This window comes from Actinospineispora eucalypti, from assembly GCF_039543365.1.
GTDB classification, from domain to species: Bacteria; Actinomycetota; Actinomycetes; order Mycobacteriales; family Pseudonocardiaceae; genus Pseudonocardia; species Pseudonocardia eucalypti.
The window spans coordinates 21,855-43,410 of sequence record NZ_BAABJP010000031.1 but is presented as its reverse complement, the minus strand read 5'-3'; the positions used below and the strand labels follow the sequence as shown (position 1 = coordinate 43,410).

Sequence of the window (21,556 nt, the reverse complement as noted above, 5' to 3'; positions counted from 1 at the left end):
TCTCGTCGGGGTGAAGCTCCTCTATCCCACGAATGTCGCCGGCCGGCCGGAGGTACCCGAGGACGTCACGGTGGTCGACTACGACCCTCGCCAGCCGATCCCGGCCGAGCACCACGACGCCGAGGTGCTGGTCTCCTGGGGCGGCACGGTCCCGCTGCTGCGCGAGGCGGCCGGACAGCTGACCAAGCTGCGCTGGGTGCAGGGCCTCGCCGCCGGGCCGGACGACGTGCTGGCCGCCGGGTTCCCCGAGCACGTGGCGATCACCACCGGCCGCTCGCTGCACAACGCCACGGTCACCGAGCACGCCCTGACGCTGATCCTGGCCGGGTTGCGGGGCATCCACCAGCTGGTCGCCGCGCAGCCCGAGCACAACTGGCGCACCGACCTCGGCGGCATCCGGGTGGAGCAGGCGGACGGCCGGTTGGAGACCCTGCACGGGGCGAACGTGCTGATCTGGGGCTTCGGTGAGATCGGCCAGACGCTGGCGCCGCTGCTCACCGCGCTCGGCGCGCGGGTCACCGGGGTTGCGCGGGCGGACGGGGAACGGGCCGGCTACCCGGTGCGCGCGGCAAGCGCGCTGCCCGAGCTGCTGCCCGACGCCGACGTGCTGGTGATGATCCTGCCGCACGCCCCGGACACCCGGCACGCGCTGGACGCCGAGCTGCTCGCGCGCATGCCGGCGCGGTCGTGGCTGGTCAACGTGGGCCGGGGGAGCACGGTGGACGAGGATGCGCTGGCCGACACGCTGCGCGCCGGGCGGATCGCCGGCGCCGCGCTCGACGTGTTCCGCGTCGAACCACTGCCCGCCGAGTCACCGCTCTGGGACCTGCCGAACGTGATCATCACGCCGCACGCGGCCGGCGGCCGCCCCCGGGACGCGGCGCTGCTGGTCGCGGAGAACCTGGCCGCATTCCGCGCCGGCCGGCCCATGCGCAACCGGGTGGACCGGTGACCGACCCAGTTCAGGCCGGGGCGCTGGACCGGTTGCGCCCGCTGTGCCTGGCCATGCCGGAGGCGACCGAGCGGCTCAGCCACGGCGAGCCGACCTGGTTCGTCCGGGGCAAGAAGGTGTTCGTCATGTTCGCCGGCCGCCACCACGACGACCGGGTGGGATTCTGGTGCGCGGCCACCGCCGAGGAGCGGGACGCCCTGGTCGCCGAGCGCCCGGACCGGTTCTTCGTGCCGCCGTACGTCGGCGTCCGGGGCTGGCTGGGCGTGTACCTGGACGTGCCCGACGTCGACTGGACCGAGGTGGACGAACTCGTCCGCGAGGCCTTCCGGATGGTCGCTCCGAAGCGCCTGGCCGCTCAGTTGGACGAGCCCGGTTAGGTCGGTTTGCGCAACGCGTGTTGCGTATGGGGTGGGTGGGCTTGTAGAGCGGCCTGGACGGCGGAGCTGGGCCGGTCTCCCGCGGCTTGAGCGACCGGCCGGCGGGAGCCGTCGGCCCGCTTCTCGGCTGTGGTTACGGAGCGTAGGCGGGTCCTGGCATCGTCGGAGGCGCGCTTTCGTCGAGACGGACATGGCGCACGTTTCTTCCATGATCGAACGTGCGCCCTGTCCATCTCGACATCCGCAACCGGCGGGATCGGGCCGAGCGAGACCTCGACGACTACGGCCCGTGACCAGCGAAGGAGGCCAGATGCGGGCGGGGCTGAAGTGACGCGGGCATACGCAACACGCGTTGCGTAAACAAGTTCCCCGCTCCGGCGGCGCGCGGCAGGATGGCGCGCATGGAGCTGGCGAGTGTGACGGTCGGGCTGCCGGTGAGCGACCTGCCGCGGGCGACCGAGTGGTACCGGCGGGTGTTCGACCTCGGGGAACCCGACCTGGAGCCCGCCGAGGGCGTGGTGGAGTTCCAGCTCGGCCCGATCTGGCTGCAGCTCGGCCAGCAGCCGGCGGAGCGCTCCGGCGCCCAGGTGATCACCCGTTTCGGCGTCGCGGACGCGAAGGGCGAGCGGGAACGGCTGATCGGGCTGGGCGTCGAGGTCGGCCCGCTGATCCACGTGCCGGACGCGGTCGACTACTGCGACTTCGCCGACCCGGACGGCAACGTGCTCAGCCTCTACACCGAGCTGACCTAGCGCGGAACGCGCTCGCTGAGCGCGCGCCCAGTGAGGCGCGCGGGGGGGCGCTAGTCCAGGAGGCCGTGCCGGACCAGCGCGGCGCGGATGGCGGCCTGTTCTTCGGGGGTGGCCTCGATCATGGGCAGGCGCAGGCCGCCGACCCGGTGGCCGAGCAGGTTCAGCGCGGCCTTCACGGACATCGGGTTGCCCACGTTGACCACGTCCCGCACCGCCTTGATGGAGGCGTCGATCTCGGCGCGGCGCTCCGGCTCGTCGACCATGCGGCGCATCTCGTCGCCGATGACGTGGGAGGCCACCGAGATCACGCCGTGCCCGCCCATGTCCAGGGTGGCGGCGAAGATCTCGTCGTTGCCCGCGTAGAGGCCCAGCCCGTCGATCGGCGCCAGGTTGGCGTTGTTGGCCTGCTTGACGTACTCGATGTGCTCGATCTGGGCCAGCTCGGCCAGCAGGTCGTTGGGCAGGTCGATGACCACCCGGGACGGGATGTTGTACAGCACCACCGGCTTGTCGGTGGCCGCCGCGACCTCCCGGTAGTGGGTCACGATGCCCCGCCGGTTCGGCTTGTTGTAGTACGGGGTCACGGACAGCATCGCGTCCGCGCCCAGCTCGGTCGCGCGCTCGGTCAGGTGGCAGGCGTGCCGGGTGTTGTTGGAGCCGGTGCCGGCCACGATCCTGGTGCCGGCCGGCCGGTTCTGGCAGGCCAGCTCGATCACCCGCAGGTGCTCGGTGTCGTCCAGCGTGGAGGCCTCGCCGGTGGTGCCGCAGACCACGAAGCCGTCGGAACCGTGCGCGGCCAGGTGGTGCAGCAGGTCCACGAAGGCCTGTTCGTTCACGTCGAAGTTGTCGTCGAACGGGGTGACGACGGCGGTGAGCACGGAACCGAGCGACATTGGCACAGCTTGCATCGCGCGAGTGGCTTAGTCGAGAGGGTTAGCGCGCTTTTGTCGCCGTTGACTCGGGATTAAGTGATTGCGAGGGTAAGCAGCACCACACCCCACGCCGTCCAACGGAGGAAGCCGATGCGTGAAGCAGCGATCGACGAGGTACTCAGCGCGGCCGTGGCGGCCGGTGACGTGCCGAACGTGGTGGCCATGGCCGCCGACCGGGACGGCCCGGTGTACCAGGGCGCAGCGGGGCCGAGGGCGGTCGGCGAGGACGACCCGATCACCCCGGACTCGTCGCTGCGCATCGCCTCGATGACCAAGATGGTGACCACGGTGGCCGCCCTGCAGCAGGCCGAACGCGGCAACCTGGAGCTGGACGCCCCGGTGGACACCTACCTGCCCCAATTCGCCGACCTCGGCGTGCTCGAGGGCTTCGACGGGGACACCCCGAAGCTGCGCCCGGCCGGCGGGCGGGCCACGGTGCGGCAGCTGATCACCCACACCTCCGGTCTCGGGTATTGGTTCTTCAGCCCGGAACTGAAGCGCTGGGAGGCGGTCACCGGGACACCGAACGTCAACTCCGGACTGAAAGCGATCTTCACCGCACCACTGGTCGCGGACCCGGGAACGCGGTTCGACTACGGCATCAACACCGACTGGCTGGGACTGGTGGTGGAAGCGGTCAGCGGCCAGTCGCTGGACGCCTACCTGGACGTGAACGTGCTCGGCCCGCTCGGCATGCACCACACGACCTTCCTGATGACGCCCGAGCAGAGGGCCAACTCGGTGCCGGTGCACATGCGTGACGAGTCGGGCAACTGGGTGGCCACCGAGGCGGACTTCAACCAGGAGCCGGAGTGGTGGGCCGGCGGCCACGGGCTCTACTCGACGCCGCGCGACTACCTGGCCTTCCAGCGGATGCTGCTCGGCGGCGGCACCCTGGGCGACGCGAAGGTGCTGAACCCGGAGACGGTGGCCGAGGCGTTCACCAATCAGATCGGCGCACTGGACTTCCCGGCGGAGATCCCCACCTCGGACCCCAGCTTCACCTGTGACTGCAACCTCGGGCCGGGCCTGAAGTGGGGCCTCGGGCTGCTGCTGAACAGCGAGGACCAGCCGGGCGCGCGGGCCGCGTGGAGCGGGGCCTGGGCCGGGATCTTCAACACCCACTTCTGGGTGGACCCCCGCAACGGGGTGACCGGCGCGATCTACACCCAGTTCCTGCCGTTCGTGGAGCCCCGCGCGGTGAAGATGTACCAGGACTACGAGAGGGCGCTGTACGCCGCACTGTAATTTGATCAGCATGCGGCTGGCGACGGTTCGGACATCGGAAGGCACCCGAGCGGTGCGGCTGGCGGGGGACACCGCCGTGGAGACCGGGCACGCCGACGTCGGCGCGCTGCTGCGCGACCCGGGCTGGCGGGCGCGCGCGGCGGTCGCCGACGGCCCGGCGCACCCGGTCGCCGGGCTGGACTACGCGCCGCTGGTGCCGGCCCCGGAGAAGATCATCTGTGTCGGGATGAACTATCGCGACCACATCGCCGAGATGGGCCGCCAGCCCCCGGAGTACCCGACGCTGTTCGCCAAGTTCCCGCCCACCCTGGTCGGCGCGTACGACGACGTGCGGCTGCCCACGGTCTCCGAGGCGGTGGACTGGGAGGCGGAGCTGGCGGTGGTCATCGGTGCGCCGGCCCGGCACTGCGACGAGGCCGCCGCCTCGGCCGCCATCGGCGGCTACACCGTGCTGAACGACGTGTCCGTGCGCGACTATCAGAACCGCACGCTGCAGTGGCTGCAGGGTAAGATGTTCGAGGCGACCACGCCGCTCGGTCCGGCGCTGGTCACCCCGGACGAGCTGCCCGGTGGCGGCCCCGGCATCACAGCCGAGATCAGCACCGAGGTGGACGGCGAGGTGATGCAGCGCTCGGACACCGGCCAGCTGGTGTTCGACCCGGTCACCCTGGTCCGGTACCTGTCCGAGATCATCACGCTGAACCCGGGCGACGTGATCGCCACCGGCACCCCCGGGGGTGTCGGCCACGCCCGCAAGCCCCCGCGCTACCTCACCGACGGCGCGGTGCTCACCACCCGCATCGCCGGCGTGGGCGAGTGCCGCAACACCTGCCGCAAGGAGAAACCGGCTAGCCCCGCTCGGTGAGCCGCCCCAGCTGGCGCTGGATCTCGTCCAACCGAGCCTGCAGCAGCGCCACCTCGGCGGTGAGCAGCGGCACCAGCGCGGCGTTGTCCACCTGGTCCAGGTCGCGGGTGTCGGCCGGCGCCTCGTCCTCCCCGGCGGACGCCCCGCTCAGGTCGTAGGGGCGGACGGGGTCGTACGGGCGCGCCATATCGTCCTGCATCACCGGCGTGCCGTCCAACAGCCGGCTGAACTCGGCCATCGTGATGCTCGGCCGGTTGCCGACGCAGGATGTGCACACCGCGACCAGCCGGCGCCAACCCACGGTACCGGCGCCGGCCTCCACGAACACGGTCCCGGCGTGCCCGCAGCCGCACCGGCCCACCCGCACGGCGCCGACCCGCTGCCGGGCGTAGCGCAGCCCCTTCTCGTAGCGCAGGAACCGACCGGAAACCGCGACCTCCAGCACCACCGCGTAGCGGTAGTCGGGATCGCAGGCCAGCGCCCGCGCATCGTCCAGCGTGTTCACGCAGTAGAACCCGCAGTCGCACCAGCGGGACGGGCTGCTGTGGCGCCCGCCCTGGGCGCACTCGGCGTCCGCAACCACCCGGTACACGCTCGCCCGGCCGAGCGTGACCCCGCAGAACCCGCCCTGAGTTCCGTCCGCCGACACCATCGGGTGCGCCAACTTGTAGCCGACCAGCGGCGTGGAGAGGCGCTCCTTGGGTGTGCGGCGGCTGGACGGCCAACCAGCCATGCGGATTACCGTTCGGCGTGCGCGACAGCCGGCGCGTCAACCAGTTCGTCGAGGTCCGCGCGGACAGTGACCACCGGCTGGTCGGCCGGGGGTGCGCTCGGCTCGGGTGCCGGCGCCTCTTCCACCACTTCGCCGACGGAGAGCATCTTTCCGAGCTTCATCACGGCCTCCCGATCAGTTCCGGAACTAGGCGGGACGCGCCTGCCAGCGTGCGCCCAATTTGGCGCGCGCGGGAAACACTGGCGTCCCCTTTCAAGGCTGAACCGCCGACGCCTGGATGTCCAGGGCTAAAGGGGTTCGCTTGCTGCCTCCGTGTGGCGGCGCTGCGACTTTCGTCGCATGGTGCCGTTCCAACCGGGGTGTTTCCGCTGATTGAGGAATGGTCGATGGGCCGAGGATGGGTAACGTGCGACTGGTGAACACAAGGGGGAGGGTCAAACGGCGTGGCCTGCGGTGGGCGTCACGCCGGGAGGCCATGTTCGACCTGGCCCTGATGCTGGGTGTGCAGGCGACGCTGGTCGTGGTGCTCTGGGCGCCGCTGCACCTGCACGGGCCCGAGGGCCTGCTCATCCAGTCGGCCTGCGCGTTCTTCCTGCTGTTCCGCCGGTTGACGCCGCTGAGCGTGCTGTTCGTGATGCTGGCCAGCTCGGTCGGCATGTACTTCCTCGGGCGTTGGCAGCCCGACCTGATGGCCGGCATGGTCGGTGACCTGAACCAGGGCTGGATCGTGCTGGCCGTGCCGTTCGCGGTGTACGCCGCGCTGGCCTACAGCCCGGACCGGCGTCGCGCCTGGCTGATGATCGCGGTGATCTTCCTGGTCGCCACGCGCCCGGGCGACCCGGTGCTGCTGGAACGGTTGGTGGGGCTGGTCGTGATACTGGGCATCTCCGCGGCGCTGGGCCACTACGTGGCGAACCTGAACGAGCGGGTGCAGCGGGCCGAGCGGCAACAGCACCGGCTGGCCGAGGAGGCCAGGGCGGAGGAGCGGGTGCGGCTCGCCGCCGAGATGCACGACGTGGTCACCCACCGGGTGAGCCTGATGGTGCTGCAGGCCGGCGCGCTGGGCGTGACCGCCAAGGACCCGGCAACCAGGGCCGCCGCCGAGGACCTGCGCGCGGCCGGTTGCCAGGCCCTCGAGGAGCTGCGCGACCTGGTCGGGGTGCTGCGCTCCTCACCGGGGGACATGATCGAGGACACCGTGCCGCCCAGGGCCGGCGGCGAGGCGGCGCTGCCCGACTTCACCGAGCTGCTCAGCGAGTCCGAGTCGGTGGGCGTGCCGGTGCACCTGGACCAGCGGGGCAACCCGGCACTGGCCTCCCCGGTGGTGGCCCGGACCGCGTTCCGTATCGTGCAGGAGGCGTTGACCAACGTGCGCAAGCACGCGCCGGGCGCCGCCGCCCGGGTCACCATGCGCTACGAGCCGGACCGCGTGCGCCTCACCGTGCGCAACTCGATGCCCACCCAGCGGGTGGACGCCGCGCTCACCGCCAGCGGCTCGGGGACCGGCCTGCTCGGGCTGCGCCAGCGGGTGGAGCTGGTCAGCGGCACGCTGCACGCGGGCGCCACCGAGGACGGCGGGTTCCAGGTGGACGCCACGCTGCCGGCCTACGTGCCGACCAGGGACGAACCCAGCATCCCGCCGCAGCTGCCTCGGGTACGGGGGATCGCATGATCAAGGTTGTCGTGGTCGACGACGAGCCGATGGTGTGCGCCCACCTGCGCACCATCCTCGGCTCCGCGCCGGACATCGAGGTGGTGGAGGCGGCGCACGACGGCGCGGCCGGCGTGGAGGCGGTCGTGCGGCACCGCCCCAACGTGGTGCTGATGGACCTGCGCATGCCCGGCGTGGACGGGCTCACCGCGATCACCCGGATCGCCGCGCTGCCCGAGCCGCCCTCGGTGGTCGCGCTCACCACCTTCGACGCCGACCAGTACGTGATCCGGGCGCTGCGCGCCGGGGCGGCCGGATTCCTGGTCAAGTCGACCCCGCCGGAGGACCTGATCGGCCTGGTCCGGGTGGCCGCGGACGGGCACACCGTGCTCTCCCCGGCGGCGGCGCGGCGGCTGGTGGCCGCCTCCTCGGACGAGCACGCCAACCGGGACCGGGCGGTCGCACTCATCCAGGAGCTGACCGACCGGGAGACCGACGTGCTGACCTGCCTCGGCGAGGGGCTGTCCAACGCCCAGATCGCCAAGCGGCTGTTCCTGTCGGAGACCACGGTGAAGGGCTACGTGTCCCGCATCCTGGTCAAGCTGGAGTGCGAGAACCGCACCCAGGCCGGCCTCTGCGCCTACGACGCCGGCCTGGTCACCCGCTGACCCGTGAGTGGCGGGTGTGGCTATGGCCACACTCGCCACTCACGGGTAGCTCAGTCGTTGCCGTTGGTGATGTCGATCGAGCCGGCCCCGGTGGACGCGTCGATCTTGTGCGGCGAGGCGTTGTCCTGCTGCACCTCCACCTCCGGGCGGCCGGCGCTGGTGTCGGTGCGCACCGCGTAGCGCACGCCGGCGGGCACCTGGATGTCCACGCCGCCGGCCTTGGTGACCGCCTTCACCTGGTCCGGGGCCTCGCGGAACTGAAGGTCCACCCCGCCGGAGTGGGTCTGCGCGGTGACCGCCTTGCTGCGCAGGTCCTTGCCGTCCACCCCGCCGGAGTGGGTGTTGGCGGTGACCGTGCCGGCCATGCCGGCCAGGTCGATGCCGCCGGCCCGGGTGTTCAGGTCCAGGTTGGTGCCGGCCGGGACGCGGATCTCCCAGCCCACCTGGCAGCGCCGGTTCACCACGCTGGTCTGCTCCGGGCAGCCGTCGTTGCGCAGGTTGAGCGTGTCACCGGTGACGTTGTGGCTGGTGGTGGGCTTGCTGTCGGTGTAGACCAGCGTTTCGGTGACCGAGATCGGGCCGTCCCCGGCCGCCACCGACACCTTCCCGGCCTTCCCCTCCAGGTGCAGCTGGGCCACCTTGTCGGTGATCTCGTAGCGGTTGGTCTCGGTGTGCGCGCCGGCAGTGCCGTCCGTCGAGGTGCCGTCCGAGGAGTTGGAGGAGGTGGAGCTGGAGTTGTTCTGGCTGATGCTGCCCTCGTCGTTGCACGCGGAGAGGCCGAGCACGGCCAGCGCGACCAGCGCGGGGGCGAAACGGCGGGGGAACGGGCGGGGAACCGGCGGCTTCGGGGTCACGCGCGGCATTAAACCGCGGCCACGGGGGTGGCCCGCCAGGGCATTAAGGTGGGCTGATCTCGAGTACCTGGAGGACGACGTGAGCGAGCTGACCGGGCAGACCATCGGCGTGCTGGGCGGCACCGGCCCGCAGGGCAAGGGCCTGGCGCTGCGCTGGGCCAGGGCCGGGCTGAAGGTGGTCATCGGCTCGCGCAGCGCCGAGCGCGCCGAGCAGGCCGCCGCCGAGCTGGCCGAACAGGCCGGGCTGGCCGGGTCCGACCTGGTGAGCGGCGCGGACAACGCCGGCTGCGCGGCCGCCGCCGACCTGGTGCTGGTCGCGGTGCCCTGGGAGGGCCACGACGCGCTGCTCACCTCGCTGCGTGAGCAGCTGGCCGGCAAGATCGTGATCGACTGCGTGAACCCGCTCGGCTTCGACAAGCAGGGGCCGTTCCCGCTGCGGGTCGAGGAGGGCAGCGCGGCGCAGCAGGCCGAGGCGCTGCTGCCGGACTCCCGGGTCACCGCCGCGTTCCACCACGTCTCCGCCGTCACCCTGGCCGACCTTTCGGTGGAGAAGATCGACCTGGACGTGCTGGTGCTCGGCGACGACCGCGAGGCCACCGACCAGGTCCGCGCGCTGGCCGACACCATCCCCGGGGTGCGCGGGGTGTTCGGCGGGCGGCTGCGCAACGCCGGGCAGGTGGAGGCGCTCACCGCCAACCTGATCGCGATCAACCGCCGCTACAAGACGCACGCGGGCATCCGGATCACCGACCTGCCGTGACGGCCCGGGCGCTGGCCGACGACCTGGGCGAGCCGGTCGGGCTGGCCGGCGCCCCCGAGCGGGTGGTCTCCCTGGTGCCGTCGATCACCGAGGCGGTCGCGCTGAGCGTGCCGGGGGTGCTGGCCGGGGCCACCGACTACTGCATCCATCCGGCCGGGCTGGACGTGGCGCGGGTGGGCGGCTCGAAGTACCCGGACCTGGACGCCGCGCGGGCCACCCGGCCGGACCTGGTGCTGGCGAACGCCGAGGAGAACCGCCCGGAGGACGTGGCCGCGCTGCGGGCCGAGGGCATCCCGGTGTGGGTGACCGAGGCGGCCGCCACCGTCCCGGTCGGGCTGCGCTCGATGCGCAAGCTGTTGACCGGGGCGTTCGGCGTGGACCCGGGTTGGTTGGCCGCCGCCGAGCGGGAGTGGGCCGGCCCGCCGCCCCGGGTGTGGGCGACCGCGATCGTGCCGGTGTGGCGCCGGCCCTGGGTGCTGGTGGGCCGGGACACCTTCGCCGGCGACGTGCTGGGCCGGCTGGGCGTGGCCAACGCCTACGCCGGGCACGCCGACCGCTACCCCCGGCCACCCCTGGCCGAGCTGACCGCGCTGCTCGAGGCCCGGCGCGCGGACCTGGTGGCCCTGCCCGACGAGCCCTACCCGTTCCACCCGGGGGACGGCCCGGAGGCGTTCCCGGGCGCCCGGTGCGCGTTCCTGGACGGCCGGCTGCTCACCTGGTGCGGCCCCTCCCTGGTGGGTGCCCGCGCGAAGCTGCTGGCCCAGCTCGGCGCATCGTCGGCCCGAACCTGACGCGGGGTCGTGGCTGGGGGTGATCGTCGTCCGTGGCGATTGAGCCCCGAATTTCGACGCCGAACCGCCGGAGACAGCGATCAGCTAGAGCTCGATGCCGGGCTTGTCCCCGCCCTTGCCCTTACCTTTGCCTTTCCCCTTGCCCTTACCTTTCCCCTTACCTTTTCCCTCGCCCTTTCCGTCGTCGTCGGCGGCGAGCAACTGGGTGGCGGAAGCGGCGGTGGACACGGCCGGTGCCTGGGCCGTCGCCGGATCGGTCACCTGAAGCTGGGCAGCGCCGGGGACAACGAGCGCGGCCAGCGCGATGACGACTACGGCGAACCTGGTCACGAGCCCTCCACGGGTTCAAAAGGATCTTGCCTCTGATCGAACCAGTGCCCGCGCGGGTAGGGGAGGGGAATCACCCGATCCGGGTGCTCAACCGGCCAGGCGGTCGGTGGTTTTCACCAGTGCGTCCTGGATGCCCGGCTCGTTGAATGCGTGGCCGGCGTCGTCGACCACGATCAGCTCGGAGTTCGGCCAGGCCCGGTGCAGTTCCCAGGCGGTGCGCATGGGCGTGCACACGTCGTAGCGGCCCTGCACGATGACGCCGGGGATGCCGGCCAGCTGGGCCGCGTTCCGCAGCAGCTCACCCTCGGCGAGGAAACCGGTGTGCCGCATGTAGTGGTTCTCGATCCGGGCGAACGCCAGGGCGAAGTCCGGCTGGGTGAACGCGTCGGCCACCGAGGGCCGGGGGAGCAGGGTGATCGTGGCGCCCTCCCAGGCGCTCCAGGCCACCGCCGCCCGCCCGGCCACCGCCGGGTCCGGGTCGTGCAGCAGCCGGTGGTAGCCGCCGATGATGGCCACCGCGCCGGCGGTGTGCAGCTCCCGGGGCAGCGGGGCCAGGAACTCCGCCCAGCGGTCCGGGAAGATCGCCTGCGCGCCGCCGCCGTAGTACCAGTCCAGCTCCCACTCGCGCAGCGTGAAGATGCCGCGCAGGACCAGCTCGGTGACCGTCTCCGGGTGCCGCAGTGCGTAGGCCAGCGCCAGCGTGGAGCCCCAGGAACCGCCGAACAGCATCCACCGGTCGATGCCCAGGTGGCCGCGCAGCCGGTCCAGGTCGGCGACCAGGTGGGCGGTGGTGTTGGCCCGCAGCGCGGAGCGCGCCACGCCCGGGTCGGGGTCGCCGGCGTTCGGGGTGCTGCGGCCGCAGCCGCGCTGGTCCACCAGCACCACCCGGTACCGGGCCGGGTCGAACGCGCGGCGGTGGTCCGGTTTGCAGCCGCCGCCCGGGCCGCCGTGCAGGAAGACCACCGGTTTGCCGTCCGGGTTGCCGCAGCACTCCCAGTGCAGCCGGTGGCCGTCGCCGACGTCCAACACGCCCTGCTCGTACGGCTCGATCGGCGGATAGCAATCGCGCATACGCGGACGCTATCTATCAAGGTTGGGAGTCTCCGCGCGGGCACGGGGTCGCCGCGCCCGCGCGGGACAGCTAGGGGGGTGCTCCGGGGTTATCGCCGGGCCGAGGGCCGGCGTTGCACCCGGGCACCCGGATTCTCAGGAGTAGGAATGCTCCGGGTCGGGGTAGGCGCCGTCGCGCACCTCGGCGCCGAACTCCTGGGCGGCCCGCAGCAGCTCGTCGCCCAGGTTGGCGTACCGCTTGACGAACCTCGGCGTGCGGCCCCGGTTCAGCCCGGCCATGTCCTGCCAGACCAGCACCTGCGCGTCGCAGTCCGGCCCGGCGCCGATGCCGATGGTGGGGATGTGCAGCTCGGCGGTGACCCGTTTGGCCACGTCGGCCGGCACCATCTCCAGCACCGCCGCGAACGCCCCGGCCCCCTGCATCGCCAGCGCGTCCGCGATCAGCGCCTCGCCGCTCTCGCCCCGGCCCTGCACGCGGTAGCCGCCGATGGTGTGCTCGCTCTGCGGGGTGAAACCGAGGTGCGCCATCACCGGGATGCCCGCGCCGACCAGCGCCTCGGCCTGCGGGGCGAACCGGCGACCGCCTTCGAGCTTGACCGCGTGCGCGCCGCCCTCCTTGAGGAAGCGGGTGGCGGTCTCCAGCGCCTGGGCCGGTCCGACCTGGTAGCTGCCGAAGGGCAGGTCGGCCACCACCAGTGCCCGTTTCGTCGCCCGCACCACGGCCCGGACCAGCGGCAACATCTCGTCGACGGTGATCGGCAGGGTGCTGTCGTAGCCGTACACGTTGTTCGCGGCGGAGTCGCCGACCAGCAGTACCGGGATGCCGGCCTGGTCGAAGATCTCGGCGGCGTAGGTGTCGTAGGCGGTGAGCATCGGCCAGCGCTCGCCGCGTTCCTTGAACGCGCGCAGTTGCGGAATCCGGACCCGTTTCACCGGGGCGGTGGGCGTCTCGGCTGGTCCGGTGCGGTAGGGCGCGAGCTGCTCGGGCCCCGCTGCGGGTGACGTCATCGTCAACCGTCCTTCCCTCGAGGCCCGCCTGGCGGGTCCCCGGGTCGTCTCCGGCTTGGTGCGCACCAGCGTCGCACCCGATACGGCCGAACGGGCCACACCTGCGACGAGCCTCACAACGTGGCGGAAGGCACCCTAGGGGCGGCGTTCCCGCCAGCCGTTGGTGATGGGCAGCCGGCGGTCCCGGCCGAACGCCCGGAAGCTGATCTTGGTGCCCGGCGGGTACTGGCGCCGCTTGTACTCGGCCCGGTCCACCATCCGGACGATCTCCTCCACCAGGGACGCGTCGAACCCGGCGGCGAGCAGCGCGGTGAATCCCCGGTCGGCCTCCACGTACTCGTCCAGGATCCGGTCCAGCAGGTCGTAGTCGGGCAGCGAGTCGGTGTCCAGCTGGCCCGGCCGCAGCTCGGCCGAGGGCGGCTTGGTGATCGAGTTCGGCGGGATCGGCGGCGTCTCGCCGCGCCGCTCCGCCTCCGCGTTGCGCCACCGGGCCAGCCGGAAGACCAGCGTCTTCGGCACGTCCTTGATCGGCGCGAAGCCGCCGACCGCGTCCCCGTAGATGGTGGAGTAGCCGACCGCCAGCTCGGACTTGTTGCCGGTGGCCAGCACCAGGTGCCCGTGCGCGTTGGACAGCGCCATCAGCGTCACGCCCCGGCAGCGGGCCTGCACGTTCTCCTCGGCCAGCCCGGACAGGGCCAGCTGCTTGACGAACACGTCCACCATGTCGCCGATCGGTTGCACGGAGTAGTGCAGCCCGGTGCGACCGGCCAGGTCGGCGGCGTCGTTGCGGGAGTGCTCGGAGGAGTACCCGGACGGCATGGAGACCCCGTAGACCGAGTCCGCGCCCAGGGCGTCCACGGACAGGGCCGCGACCAGCGCGGAGTCGATCCCGCCGGAGAGCCCGAGCACCACCGAGCGGAAGCCGTTCTTGTGCACGTAGTCGCGCAGGCCGGTGACCAGCGCGCCCCATACCTCGGCCTCCTCGGCGAGCGGCTCGGCCAGCTCGCCCGCCTCGACGTCCGGGACCGCCGGCAGCGGGTGCTCGGAGAGGACCACCCGGTCCACCCGGAACCCGGCCACCCCGTCGCGTCCGCGCCACGAGCTTCCCGGCAGCTGCAGGTCCAGCACCAGCAGCCGCTCCACGAACTGGGGCGCCCGGGCCAGCAGCTCGCCCGTGGCGGAGACCACCATCGAGTCGCCGTCGAAGACCAGCTCGTCCTGGCCGCCGATCAGGTTGCAGTAGGCCAGCGCCGCGCCGGCCTCGGCGGCGCGCCTGGCCACCAGGGGCAGCCGCTGGTCGTCCTTGTTCCGCTCGTAGGGGGAGGCGTTGGGGGAGAGCACCAGGTCCACGCCGAGCTCGCCGAGCGCGGCCACCGGACCGCCGTCCTGCCAGATGTCCTCGCAGATCACCAGGCCGATGTCCACCCCGGCCAGCCGGACCACGGCCAGCGAACCGCCGGGCTTGAAGTACCGCCGCTCGTCGAAGACCCCGTAGTTGGGCAGGTGGTGCTTGTACTGCGTGGCCGCCGCCCGGCCGCCGTGCAGCAGGGCGGCCGCGTTGCGCGGGCCGCCGCCCGGCTCGCCGGGGTCCGCGCCCAGGTAGCCGGCCACCGCGAGCAGCTCCGCGCAGCCCGCCTCGGCGAGCCGGACGGCCAGCCGGTCCAGCGCGGCCAGCGAGGCGGCCTGGAAGGACTCGCGCAGCGCCAGGTCCTCCACCGGGTAACCGGTGAGCGCCATCTCCGGCAGGACGACGGCGTGCGCGCCGGCCTCGGCCGCCCGCCGGCACCAGTCGACGATCTTGTCCGCGTTGCCGGTGAGGTCCCCGACGCAGGTGTCCATCTGAGCCAACGCGATCCGCAGGTGGGCCATGGCTCCATCATCGCGCACCCGGTCGGCCTACACCGCCGACCCACGTTCGGGCCAGCGGGTCAGCCAGGCGCGCCGGTAACTGACCCGCGGTTTCACCCCCGTCGACGGGCAGGGCAGACTGTCGGGCGATGAAGCTCACAGCCTGGGGTTGGCGCCGCCCCCTTCTGCTCCTGGTCGCGCTGGCCGCCGTCGCCGTCCCGGCGGTGGCCTGCTCCACCGGCGGTGGCTCCGACGTGGCCGTCAACCCGGCCGTGGCGGACAACCTGCGCAAGTTCTACGCCCAGAAGCTGAGCTGGGGCCCCTGCGCGCCGTTCGCGCCGTCCTCGGACGGCAAGGAAACGTTCAGCTCGCCGCAGTTCGACTGCACCTACCTCCAGGTGCCGCTGGACTACAACCAGCCGGACGGCAAGACCGCGCAGATCGCGGTGCTGCGCAAGAAGGCCACGCAGCCCGACCGGCGGATCGGCTCGCTGCTGGTGAACCCGGGCGGCCCGGGCGCCTCCGGCACCGAGGCGGCGGCCAGCATGTCCCGGGACATCTCCCAGGGCGCCATCGGCCAGCGGTTCGACCTGGTCGGCTTCGACCCGAGGGGGGTCGGCGCGAGCAAGCCGGCCATCCAGTGCTTCGCCCCGCCGGAGCGGGACGCGGACCGGCTGGACGTCGAGGTGGACAGCTCCCCGGCCGGCGTCGCCCGGATCGAGGGCAAGAACAAGGACTACAACAACAAGTGCGCGCAGCGCTCCGGGCTGGAGCTGCTGGCCAACGCCGGCACGCGGGACGTGGCCAAGGACATGGACATCCTGCGCGCCGCGCTGGGTGACCAGAAGCTGACCTACCTCGGGTACTCCTACGGCACCCGGCTGGGCTACACCTACGCCGAGATGTTCCCGGCCAACGTGCGCGCGTTGGTGCTGGACGGCGCGCTGGACCCGGACCAGAAGCTGCTGGACCGCGCGGTGGCCCAGGCGGAGGGCTTCCAGAAGGCGTTCGAGGCCTTCGCCGCCTCCTGCGCGACCAAGCCCGGTTGCCCGCTCGGCGCGGACCCGAAGGCAGCCACGGACGCGTACAAGCGCCTGGTCCTGCCCCTGATCGAGAAGCCGGTGGCACTGCCGGACGGCCGGAAGCTGTCCTACAACGACGCGATGACCGGCGTGATCCAGGCGCTGTACACCGAGCAGTACTGGACGGTGCTGCAGCGCGGCCTCTCCGACCTGGCGGCCGGGCGGGGCGAGATCCTGATGTTCCTCGCGGACGCCTACGAGGGACGCCAGGAGGACGGCTCGTACCAGTTCACCCTGGACGCCTTCACCGCGATCGGCTGTGTGGACGACAAGCCGGTCACCGATCCGGCCGAGGTGCTCGAGGCGGACAAGCGGGCGCGCCAGGTCGCCCCGTTCCGGGACGACGGCCACGGGCCGAACTCGGCGCGCGACTACTGCGCGTTCTGGCCGGTGCCCAACACCGGCGAGCCGCACGAGCCGCACGTCCAGGGGTTGCCCCAGGTCATGGTGGTCTCGGTGACCGGCGACCCGGCGACGCCGTACCAGGCCGGGGTGAACCTGGCCAAGGGGCTGAACGCCCGGCTGCTGTCGGTGCAGGGTTCACAGCACACCGTCGCCCTGCAGGGCACGCCGTGCGTGGACGACATCGTGTCCGCCTACCTGGTCGACCTGAAGCTGCCGGCGGAGGGCGCGCAGTGCCAGGTGGCGCCCAGCTGACCTCTGGGTCACCCGTGACGCCCTGATGATCATGGAATCCGGAAGTAGCCCCGGATTGATCGCTGTTTGTGGCGCTTTAGCCTCGAAAATCGACGCTAAAGCGCCATAGACGGCGATCACGATCGGCCACGGCGCACCGAGGCAGCGGCACGTCACTCAGCCGCGCCTGCCTGCCATCCGGGTGGTCGACCCGGAAATGCGTTTGCGATCGCACACGATCATGCCCGAACCTGTTCAGCACGGCCACGAACGGGTGTTCCCTGTTCGGCATGCGACGCGCCGGGATCCCGTTACGCCTGGAACAGGGCGGGATGGCGCGCAAGGCTGCCGTGGCCGGAGGTGTGTTCACGGCGATCGTGGTTTTCCTGGCTACGCTCACGGCGGTCGTCGGGCCGGGCGCGGAGCAGGGGCACCCGGCCGGCGGCGGCTACTTCGGCGCGCTGAGCAAGAAGGACAGCGACGACGACAAGGACAGCGACTCCTCGGACTCAAAGGACTCTGACGACGAGGACTCGGATTCCGGGGACTCGGATTCAAAGGATTCGGACTCAAAGGACTCCGACTCCGACTCGAAGGATTCTGGCTCGAAGGACTCCGACTCCGGCGACTCGGATTCGAAGGACTCCGACTCGGAGGACTCCGACTCCGGCGACAAGAAGGACGACAAGAAGGGCGACAAGGGCTCGAGCGACTCGTCGAGCTCATCCGGGACGTCGTCGGACTCGGACAACTCCCCGGGCGCCGGACCGAGCGGCCGGAACACGCCCGGCGGATCCACCAACACGGGCGGCGCGACGACCGAGTCGGGCGGCGCGCCGGCCAACACCGAGTCCGGCCCGACGACCCCCAAGACCCCCGCCGCGGGCGCCCCGGCCCAGCCGGCCAACCCCGGCAACGGGGTGATCGCCCAGATCAACTGCACCAAGCAGGTCAGCGACGAGGCCGGGCTGAAGGATGCGCTCGCCACCGCCGGGCCGAACGACGTGATCTGTGTGCGCGGGAACCTCGGACGGCCCGAGCCGCCGGCGCCGACCGCGCGGGTGCTCCCGCCGGGCGGCTCGAACAGCACGCCGAGCACCGAACAGGCCAAGCCCCGGGCAACCGAGGAACCCACGTCGCGTCCGGAGTCGGGCGGCCGGGTGTTGCCCGAGGTAAACAAGTCGGACGGGGCGTCCGCCGGGTCCGGCGAGAGCTCCAACGGCGGCTCCCGTTCCAGCCCCAGCTCCACCCGGAAGCCGAGCGGCGACAGCGAGTCCGGCGACAAGGACAGCGACAGCAAGGACAGCGACAGCGAGAAGACCACCAACGAGAAGAGCAGCGACGAGAAGAGCAGCGACGAGAAGAGCGGCGACGAGAAGAGCACGAGCGAGAAGAGCACCAACGAGAAGGCCAGCAACGAGTCGACCGGCACCGGCGGGACCGGTACCGGGGGAGCCGGCGGGGGCACCGGGAGCCCGGGCGGCACCGGGGCGGTGAAGGGTCTCCCGGCGGACGCGCCGGGCGGCCCACCCGGCGCCAGCACCCCGAAGCAGGTCAACTGCACCAAGCAGGTCACCGGCGCCGAGCTGAACCAGGCGGTCAGCGGTGCGGCCGCCGGAGACCGGATCTGCGTGTCCGGACAGGCCAGCGCGGCCCGCCTGGAGATCAAGAAGGGCGGCACCGCCGACAAGCCGGTGTATGTCATCGGCAACGGCAAGACCGCCGTCAAGGGCCTCACCGTGGAGGCGGACAACGTGGTGGTGGACGGGTTCACCATGGAGGGGCCGAAGGCTCCGGGTATCGAGATCAAGGGGAAGAACATCACCGTGCAGAACAACACGGTGAGCCACCCCACCGGCGGTGACTACGACGGCATCCGGTTCTTCGGCGACAACCTCAGGATCCTGCACAACACGATCACCAACATCACCAACACCGGCGGTGCGCACGCGGACTGCATGCAGACCTTCACCAGCGGCGGCGGGCCGCCCACCTCGAACCTGATCGTTGACGGCAACAAGTGCGAGAAGATCGACAACCAGTGCATCATGGCGGAGGGGCCGGGTGACGTCGGCGACGGGGGCGGCGGTCCCGGCAAGTCGGAGAACTGGACCATCAGCAACAACTACTGCCAGTTCGGCGCCTCGCAGGGGCTGATGATCGAGGCGATCCAGAACATCACGATCAACAACAACGAGTTCCAGGGCAACGCCGACAAGGCGATCGGGCTGGACATCAACTCCACCGGCGCGAAGGTCAAGGCCAACATCCTGGGTGGCGGGATCAAGGCCGCCGTCGGCATGTCGGAGAACTCGAAAGAGGGCTACGAGGGCCCGAAGCCGCAGGGCGGGCCGTGACCGGGCTGGGTGTGGTGCTGTCCGCGCTGAGCGCGATCATCATCGTGGTTCCGGACCCGAACGGCGGGGCCGGCACCTCCGCCCCGGCCGACCAGGCGGCCCCTGAGAGCGGTTCGTCGGCGCCCCGGGCGCCGGGCAACGGGTCGTTGCGGTCCGTCCCGGTTCGCGCCGGCAACGGCGACACCGTCAAGGTCACCGACGCCGGCTCGCTCAGCCAGGCGCTCAGCGGCGCGAAGCCAGGCCAGACGATCGAACTGGCGGACGGCACCTACACCGGCCGGTTCGTGGCCAACGTGGCCGGGCAGGAGGACGGCCCGATCACCCTGAAGGGCTCCCGCAAGGCGGTGCTGGACGGGGGTTCCGGCGCCGGCTACACCTTGCACCTGGACGGCGCCGACCACTGGCAGCTGGTCGGGTTCAGCGTGACCGGGGGACAGAAGGGCGTCATGGCCGACCGCACCAACCACACCGTGCTCTCCGGGCTGTCCGTCGGCAACACCGAGATGGAGGCGGTGCACTTCCTCAACTTCAGCTCGGACAACGTGGTGCAGGACTCGCTGATCCACAACACCGGGACGAAGAGCCCGGAGTTCGGTGAGGGGGTCTATTTCGGCACGGCGAAATCCAACTGGGGCAAGAAGTCCGGGGGGAAGCCGGACCGGTCGAACAACAACAAGGCGCTGAACAACACCTTCAAGTCGATCACGGCGGAGAACATCGACGTCAAGGAGGAGACCAGCGGCGGGCTCATCGCGGGCAACAAGTTCGACGGCTCGGCGGTCTCCGGGAAGAACTACGCCGACTCGGTGCTGGACGTGAAGGGCACGAACTACGAGATCACCAACAACACCACGAGCGGCAGCAGCACGAACCTGGTGGACGGCTTCCAGACGCACGTGATCACGGGCACGGAGGCCTCGGGCTGCAACAACACCTTCAGCGACAACGTGTTCGTCGGCATGACCTTCAACGGCGGCAAGGAGGTCTCGGTGGACCAGAAATGCGGCGGGGCGAAGGACTCCGGTGCGCCGAAGCAGTTCGTCAAGCCGGAGAGCTGACCGGTCGAGATCCGCTAGTTCTGGCCGCCGTCGCCGCACGGACCCGACCCCCGGCGGGAGGCCGAGAGGCCCTTGGATTTCCACGATCGAGTGATGATTGTCCTCGGCATCGAAACCCGTGCTGAGCAGGCCGGAAACATAGATGTAACACGGCGTTCCTAGGCTTCGGACATGGATCGTCAGCAGGAGTTCGTGCTCCGCACGCTGGAGGAGCGGGACATCCGCTTCGTGCGCCTGTGGTTCACCGACGTGCTCGGCTACCTGAAGTCGGTGGCCATCGCGCCGGCCGAGCTGGAGGGGGCCTTCGCCGAAGGTATCGGCTTCGACGGTTCGGCGATCGAGGGCTTTGCCCGGGTGTACGAGTCGGACATGGTGGCCAAGCCGGACCCGGGCACGTTCCAGGTGCTGCCCTGGGAGACGCCGGACGGCAACCACTACTCGGCGCGGATGTTCTGCGACATCACGATGCCGGACGGCTCGCCGTCCTGGGCCGATCCCCGGCACGTGCTGCGCCGGGCGCTGAGCCGGGCCGGCGAGGCCGGGTTCACCTGCTACGTGCACCCCGAGATCGAGTTCTACCTGCTCAAGGACCTGCCCAGTGACGGGCGGCCGCCGGTGGCGGCCGATTCCGGCGGGTACTTCGACCAGTCCAGCCACGACACCGCGCCGCACTTCCGCCGGAACGCGATCGAGACGCTGGAGTCGATGGGCATCTCGGTGGAGTTCAGCCACCACGAGGGCGCGCCGGGCCAGCAGGAGATCGACCTGCGCTACGCGGACGCGCTGACCATGGCGGACAACATCATGACCTTCCGCTACGTGGTCAAGGAAGTGGCCATGACGCAGGGCGTGCGCGCCTCGTTCATGCCCAAGCCGTTCACCGAGCACCCCGGCTCGGCCATGCACACCCACTTCAGCCTCTTCGAGGGCGACCGCAACGCGTTCCACGACCCGAGCGACCCCTACGAGCTCTCCGAGACCGGGAAGGCCTTCGTGGCCGGCGTGCTGCGGCACGCCCGGGAGATCACCGCGGTCACCAACCAGTGGGTGAACTCGTACAAGCGGCTGGTCATCGGGGGTGAGGCGCCGACCACGGTGTGCTGGGGGCACGCCAACCGGTCCGCGCTGGTCCGGGTGCCGATGTACTCGCCGGGCAAGGCCTCCTCCCGCCGGGTGGAGATCCGCAGCCTGGACAGCGCCTGCAATCCGTACCTGGCGTTCGCGGCGATCCTGGGCGCCGGCCTCACCGGGGTGCAGAAGGGCTACGAGCTGCCCGAGCCGGCCGGTGACGACGTGTGGTCGCTGACCGAGATCGAGCGGCGCGCGATGGGTTACGAAACCCTGCCGCAGAACCTGACCGAGGCGCTCAGCGTGATGGACCATTCCGAGCTGGTGGCGGAGATCCTCGGCGAGCACGTTTTCGACTTCTTCCTGCGCAACAAGCGTTCGGAGTGGGACGCCTACCGGCGCAACGTGACCCCCTACGAACTCGCCACGTACCTGCCGGTGCTCTGACGCTCCCTGTTCATGGGGAATTCATCTCCGCGTTCCACTCTGCCGGGTGATTGGATAACTCCCGTCCG

Annotated in this window: 21 protein-coding genes; 13 read left to right on the top strand and 8 right to left on the bottom strand. The window is 71.2% G+C overall.

Annotation, left to right across the window (positions count from 1 at the left end):
- Nucleotides 1-10: 10 nt before the first annotated feature.
- From ABEB12_RS27405 to ABEB12_RS27395, 3 genes are all read left to right on the top strand, one after another.
- Entirely contained in the window at nt 11-952 is a 942-nt protein-coding gene (locus tag ABEB12_RS27405; protein WP_185065005.1) for an NAD(P)-dependent oxidoreductase, read from the top strand.
- Between the two features lie 53 nt (nt 953-1,005).
- Nucleotides 1,006-1,329 carry an MmcQ/YjbR family DNA-binding protein gene (locus ABEB12_RS27400; protein ID WP_185066096.1) on the top strand — a complete coding sequence of 108 codons (324 nt, stop codon included), beginning with the start codon at nt 1,006-1,008 and terminating at the stop codon, nt 1,327-1,329.
- A 401-nt stretch (nt 1,330-1,730) separates the two neighbouring features.
- Nucleotides 1,731-2,081, top strand: coding sequence for a VOC family protein (locus ABEB12_RS27395; RefSeq protein ID WP_185065006.1), 351 nt, complete (start codon nt 1,731-1,733; stop codon nt 2,079-2,081).
- 50 nt (nt 2,082-2,131) lie between these two features.
- Here the strand turns inward: ABEB12_RS27395 and dapA are convergent, their stop codons facing one another.
- Nucleotides 2,132-2,974, bottom strand: a complete 843-nt coding sequence (gene dapA / locus ABEB12_RS27390) for a 4-hydroxy-tetrahydrodipicolinate synthase (protein ID WP_185065007.1) — start codon at nt 2,972-2,974, stop codon at nt 2,132-2,134.
- A gap of 129 nt (nt 2,975-3,103) precedes the next feature.
- Here dapA and ABEB12_RS27385 point away from each other — a divergent pair, with 129 nt between their 5' ends.
- Nucleotides 3,104-4,261, top strand: a complete 1,158-nt coding sequence (locus ABEB12_RS27385; RefSeq protein WP_185065008.1) for a serine hydrolase — start codon at nt 3,104-3,106, stop codon at nt 4,259-4,261.
- Nucleotides 4,262-4,271: 10 nt separating this feature from the next.
- Nucleotides 4,272-5,126 (top strand): fumarylacetoacetate hydrolase family protein, encoded by an 855-nt coding sequence (locus ABEB12_RS27380; protein WP_185065009.1) that lies wholly within the window; start codon nt 4,272-4,274, stop codon nt 5,124-5,126.
- Here the strand turns inward: ABEB12_RS27380 and ABEB12_RS27375 are convergent.
- Nucleotides 5,110-5,859, bottom strand: a complete 750-nt coding sequence (locus ABEB12_RS27375; RefSeq protein ID WP_185065010.1) for a hypothetical protein — start codon at nt 5,857-5,859, stop codon at nt 5,110-5,112. The genes ABEB12_RS27380 and ABEB12_RS27375 overlap by 17 nt on opposite strands.
- 5 nt (nt 5,860-5,864) lie before the next feature.
- Nucleotides 5,865-6,020 carry a hypothetical protein gene (locus ABEB12_RS27370; protein WP_185065011.1) on the bottom strand — a complete coding sequence of 52 codons (156 nt, stop codon included), beginning with the start codon at nt 6,018-6,020 and terminating at the stop codon, nt 5,865-5,867.
- Between the two features lie 254 nt (nt 6,021-6,274).
- Between ABEB12_RS27370 and ABEB12_RS27365 the strand changes: the two genes are divergently transcribed.
- Both ABEB12_RS27365 and ABEB12_RS27360 read left to right on the top strand, forming a co-directional pair.
- Entirely contained in the window at nt 6,275-7,531 is a 1,257-nt protein-coding gene (locus ABEB12_RS27365; RefSeq protein ID WP_345703187.1) for a sensor histidine kinase, read from the top strand.
- Nucleotides 7,528-8,178, top strand: coding sequence for a response regulator (locus ABEB12_RS27360; RefSeq protein ID WP_185065012.1), 651 nt, complete (start codon nt 7,528-7,530; stop codon nt 8,176-8,178). The genes ABEB12_RS27365 and ABEB12_RS27360 overlap by 4 nt, the downstream gene beginning before the upstream one ends.
- A gap of 50 nt (nt 8,179-8,228) precedes the next feature.
- On the opposite strand, the gene ABEB12_RS27355 is transcribed toward ABEB12_RS27360, so the two are convergent.
- The gene (locus tag ABEB12_RS27355; RefSeq protein WP_345703186.1) at nt 8,229-9,032 is read right to left on the bottom strand and encodes a DUF4097 family beta strand repeat-containing protein; all 804 of its coding nucleotides are present in this window, start codon (nt 9,030-9,032) and stop codon (nt 8,229-8,231) included.
- 79 nt (nt 9,033-9,111) lie between these two features.
- On the opposite strand from ABEB12_RS27355, the gene npdG reads away from it, so the two are divergent.
- Together npdG and ABEB12_RS27345 are read left to right on the top strand one after the other, a co-directional pair.
- Nucleotides 9,112-9,792 carry an NADPH-dependent F420 reductase gene (gene npdG / locus ABEB12_RS27350; RefSeq protein ID WP_345703185.1) on the top strand — a complete coding sequence of 227 codons (681 nt, stop codon included), beginning with the start codon at nt 9,112-9,114 and terminating at the stop codon, nt 9,790-9,792.
- Nucleotides 9,793-9,803: 11 nt separating this feature from the next.
- Nucleotides 9,804-10,583 (top strand): helical backbone metal receptor, encoded by a 780-nt coding sequence (locus tag ABEB12_RS27345; RefSeq protein ID WP_185066099.1) that lies wholly within the window; start codon nt 9,804-9,806, stop codon nt 10,581-10,583.
- 84 nt (nt 10,584-10,667) lie between these two features.
- Here the strand turns inward: ABEB12_RS27345 and ABEB12_RS27340 are convergent, their stop codons facing one another.
- From ABEB12_RS27340 to ABEB12_RS27325, 4 genes are all read right to left on the bottom strand, one after another.
- Nucleotides 10,668-10,913: a hypothetical protein gene (locus ABEB12_RS27340; protein ID WP_185065014.1), complete on the bottom strand. Its 246-nt coding sequence runs from the start codon at nt 10,911-10,913 to the stop codon at nt 10,668-10,670.
- Nucleotides 10,914-11,000: 87 nt separating this feature from the next.
- A complete protein-coding gene (gene pip / locus ABEB12_RS27335; RefSeq protein WP_185065015.1) occupies nt 11,001-11,984 on the bottom strand; it encodes a prolyl aminopeptidase in 984 nt (327 codons plus the stop codon).
- Between the two features lie 135 nt (nt 11,985-12,119).
- Nucleotides 12,120-12,992, bottom strand: coding sequence for a 3-methyl-2-oxobutanoate hydroxymethyltransferase (gene panB / locus ABEB12_RS27330; protein ID WP_185065016.1), 873 nt, complete (start codon nt 12,990-12,992; stop codon nt 12,120-12,122).
- A 135-nt stretch (nt 12,993-13,127) separates the two neighbouring features.
- Entirely contained in the window at nt 13,128-14,861 is a 1,734-nt protein-coding gene (locus ABEB12_RS27325) for an NAD+ synthase (protein ID WP_185065017.1), read from the bottom strand.
- 128 nt (nt 14,862-14,989) lie between these two features.
- Here ABEB12_RS27325 and ABEB12_RS27320 point away from each other — a divergent pair, with 128 nt between their 5' ends.
- The 4 genes from ABEB12_RS27320 (at nt 14,990) to glnA (ending at nt 21,488) form a co-directional block, all read left to right on the top strand.
- Nucleotides 14,990-16,579, top strand: coding sequence for an alpha/beta fold hydrolase (locus ABEB12_RS27320; RefSeq protein ID WP_185065018.1), 1,590 nt, complete (start codon nt 14,990-14,992; stop codon nt 16,577-16,579).
- A gap of 269 nt (nt 16,580-16,848) precedes the next feature.
- Complete coding sequence (locus ABEB12_RS27315) at nt 16,849-18,915, top strand: right-handed parallel beta-helix repeat-containing protein (protein WP_185065019.1); 2,067 nt, start codon at nt 16,849-16,851, stop codon at nt 18,913-18,915.
- Entirely contained in the window at nt 18,912-19,973 is a 1,062-nt protein-coding gene (locus ABEB12_RS27310) for a right-handed parallel beta-helix repeat-containing protein (RefSeq protein WP_185065020.1), read from the top strand. The genes ABEB12_RS27315 and ABEB12_RS27310 overlap by 4 nt, the downstream gene beginning before the upstream one ends.
- A gap of 171 nt (nt 19,974-20,144) precedes the next feature.
- Nucleotides 20,145-21,488 (top strand): type I glutamate--ammonia ligase, encoded by a 1,344-nt coding sequence (gene glnA, locus ABEB12_RS27305; RefSeq protein WP_185065021.1) that lies wholly within the window; start codon nt 20,145-20,147, stop codon nt 21,486-21,488.
- Nucleotides 21,489-21,556: the final 68 nt, after the last annotated feature.

Bases quoted from the DNA above. Each gene is read 5' to 3' on its own strand.
- ABEB12_RS27360 (WP_185065012.1), top strand. From the start codon at position 7,528: ATGATCAAGGTTGTCGTGGTCGACGACGAGCCGATGGTGTGCGCCCAC.
- ABEB12_RS27370 (WP_185065011.1), bottom strand. From the start codon at position 6,020: ATGAAGCTCGGAAAGATGCTCTCCGTCGGCGAAGTGGTGGAAGAGGCG.
- ABEB12_RS27315 (WP_185065019.1), top strand. From the start codon at position 16,849: ATGCGACGCGCCGGGATCCCGTTACGCCTGGAACAGGGCGGGATGGCG.
- ABEB12_RS27375 (WP_185065010.1), bottom strand. From the start codon at position 5,859: ATGGCTGGTTGGCCGTCCAGCCGCCGCACACCCAAGGAGCGCCTCTCC.
- glnA (WP_185065021.1), top strand. From the start codon at position 20,145: ATGGATCGTCAGCAGGAGTTCGTGCTCCGCACGCTGGAGGAGCGGGAC.
- ABEB12_RS27385 (WP_185065008.1), top strand. From the start codon at position 3,104: ATGCGTGAAGCAGCGATCGACGAGGTACTCAGCGCGGCCGTGGCGGCC.
- ABEB12_RS27325 (WP_185065017.1), bottom strand. From the start codon at position 14,861: ATGGCCCACCTGCGGATCGCGTTGGCTCAGATGGACACCTGCGTCGGG.
- pip (WP_185065015.1), bottom strand. From the start codon at position 11,984: ATGCGCGATTGCTATCCGCCGATCGAGCCGTACGAGCAGGGCGTGTTG.
- ABEB12_RS27380 (WP_185065009.1), top strand. From the start codon at position 4,272: ATGCGGCTGGCGACGGTTCGGACATCGGAAGGCACCCGAGCGGTGCGG.
- panB (WP_185065016.1), bottom strand. From the start codon at position 12,992: ATGACGTCACCCGCAGCGGGGCCCGAGCAGCTCGCGCCCTACCGCACC.
- dapA (WP_185065007.1), bottom strand. From the start codon at position 2,974: ATGTCGCTCGGTTCCGTGCTCACCGCCGTCGTCACCCCGTTCGACGAC.
- ABEB12_RS27395 (WP_185065006.1), top strand. From the start codon at position 1,731: ATGGAGCTGGCGAGTGTGACGGTCGGGCTGCCGGTGAGCGACCTGCCG.
- ABEB12_RS27320 (WP_185065018.1), top strand. From the start codon at position 14,990: ATGAAGCTCACAGCCTGGGGTTGGCGCCGCCCCCTTCTGCTCCTGGTC.
- ABEB12_RS27400 (WP_185066096.1), top strand. From the start codon at position 1,006: ATGCCGGAGGCGACCGAGCGGCTCAGCCACGGCGAGCCGACCTGGTTC.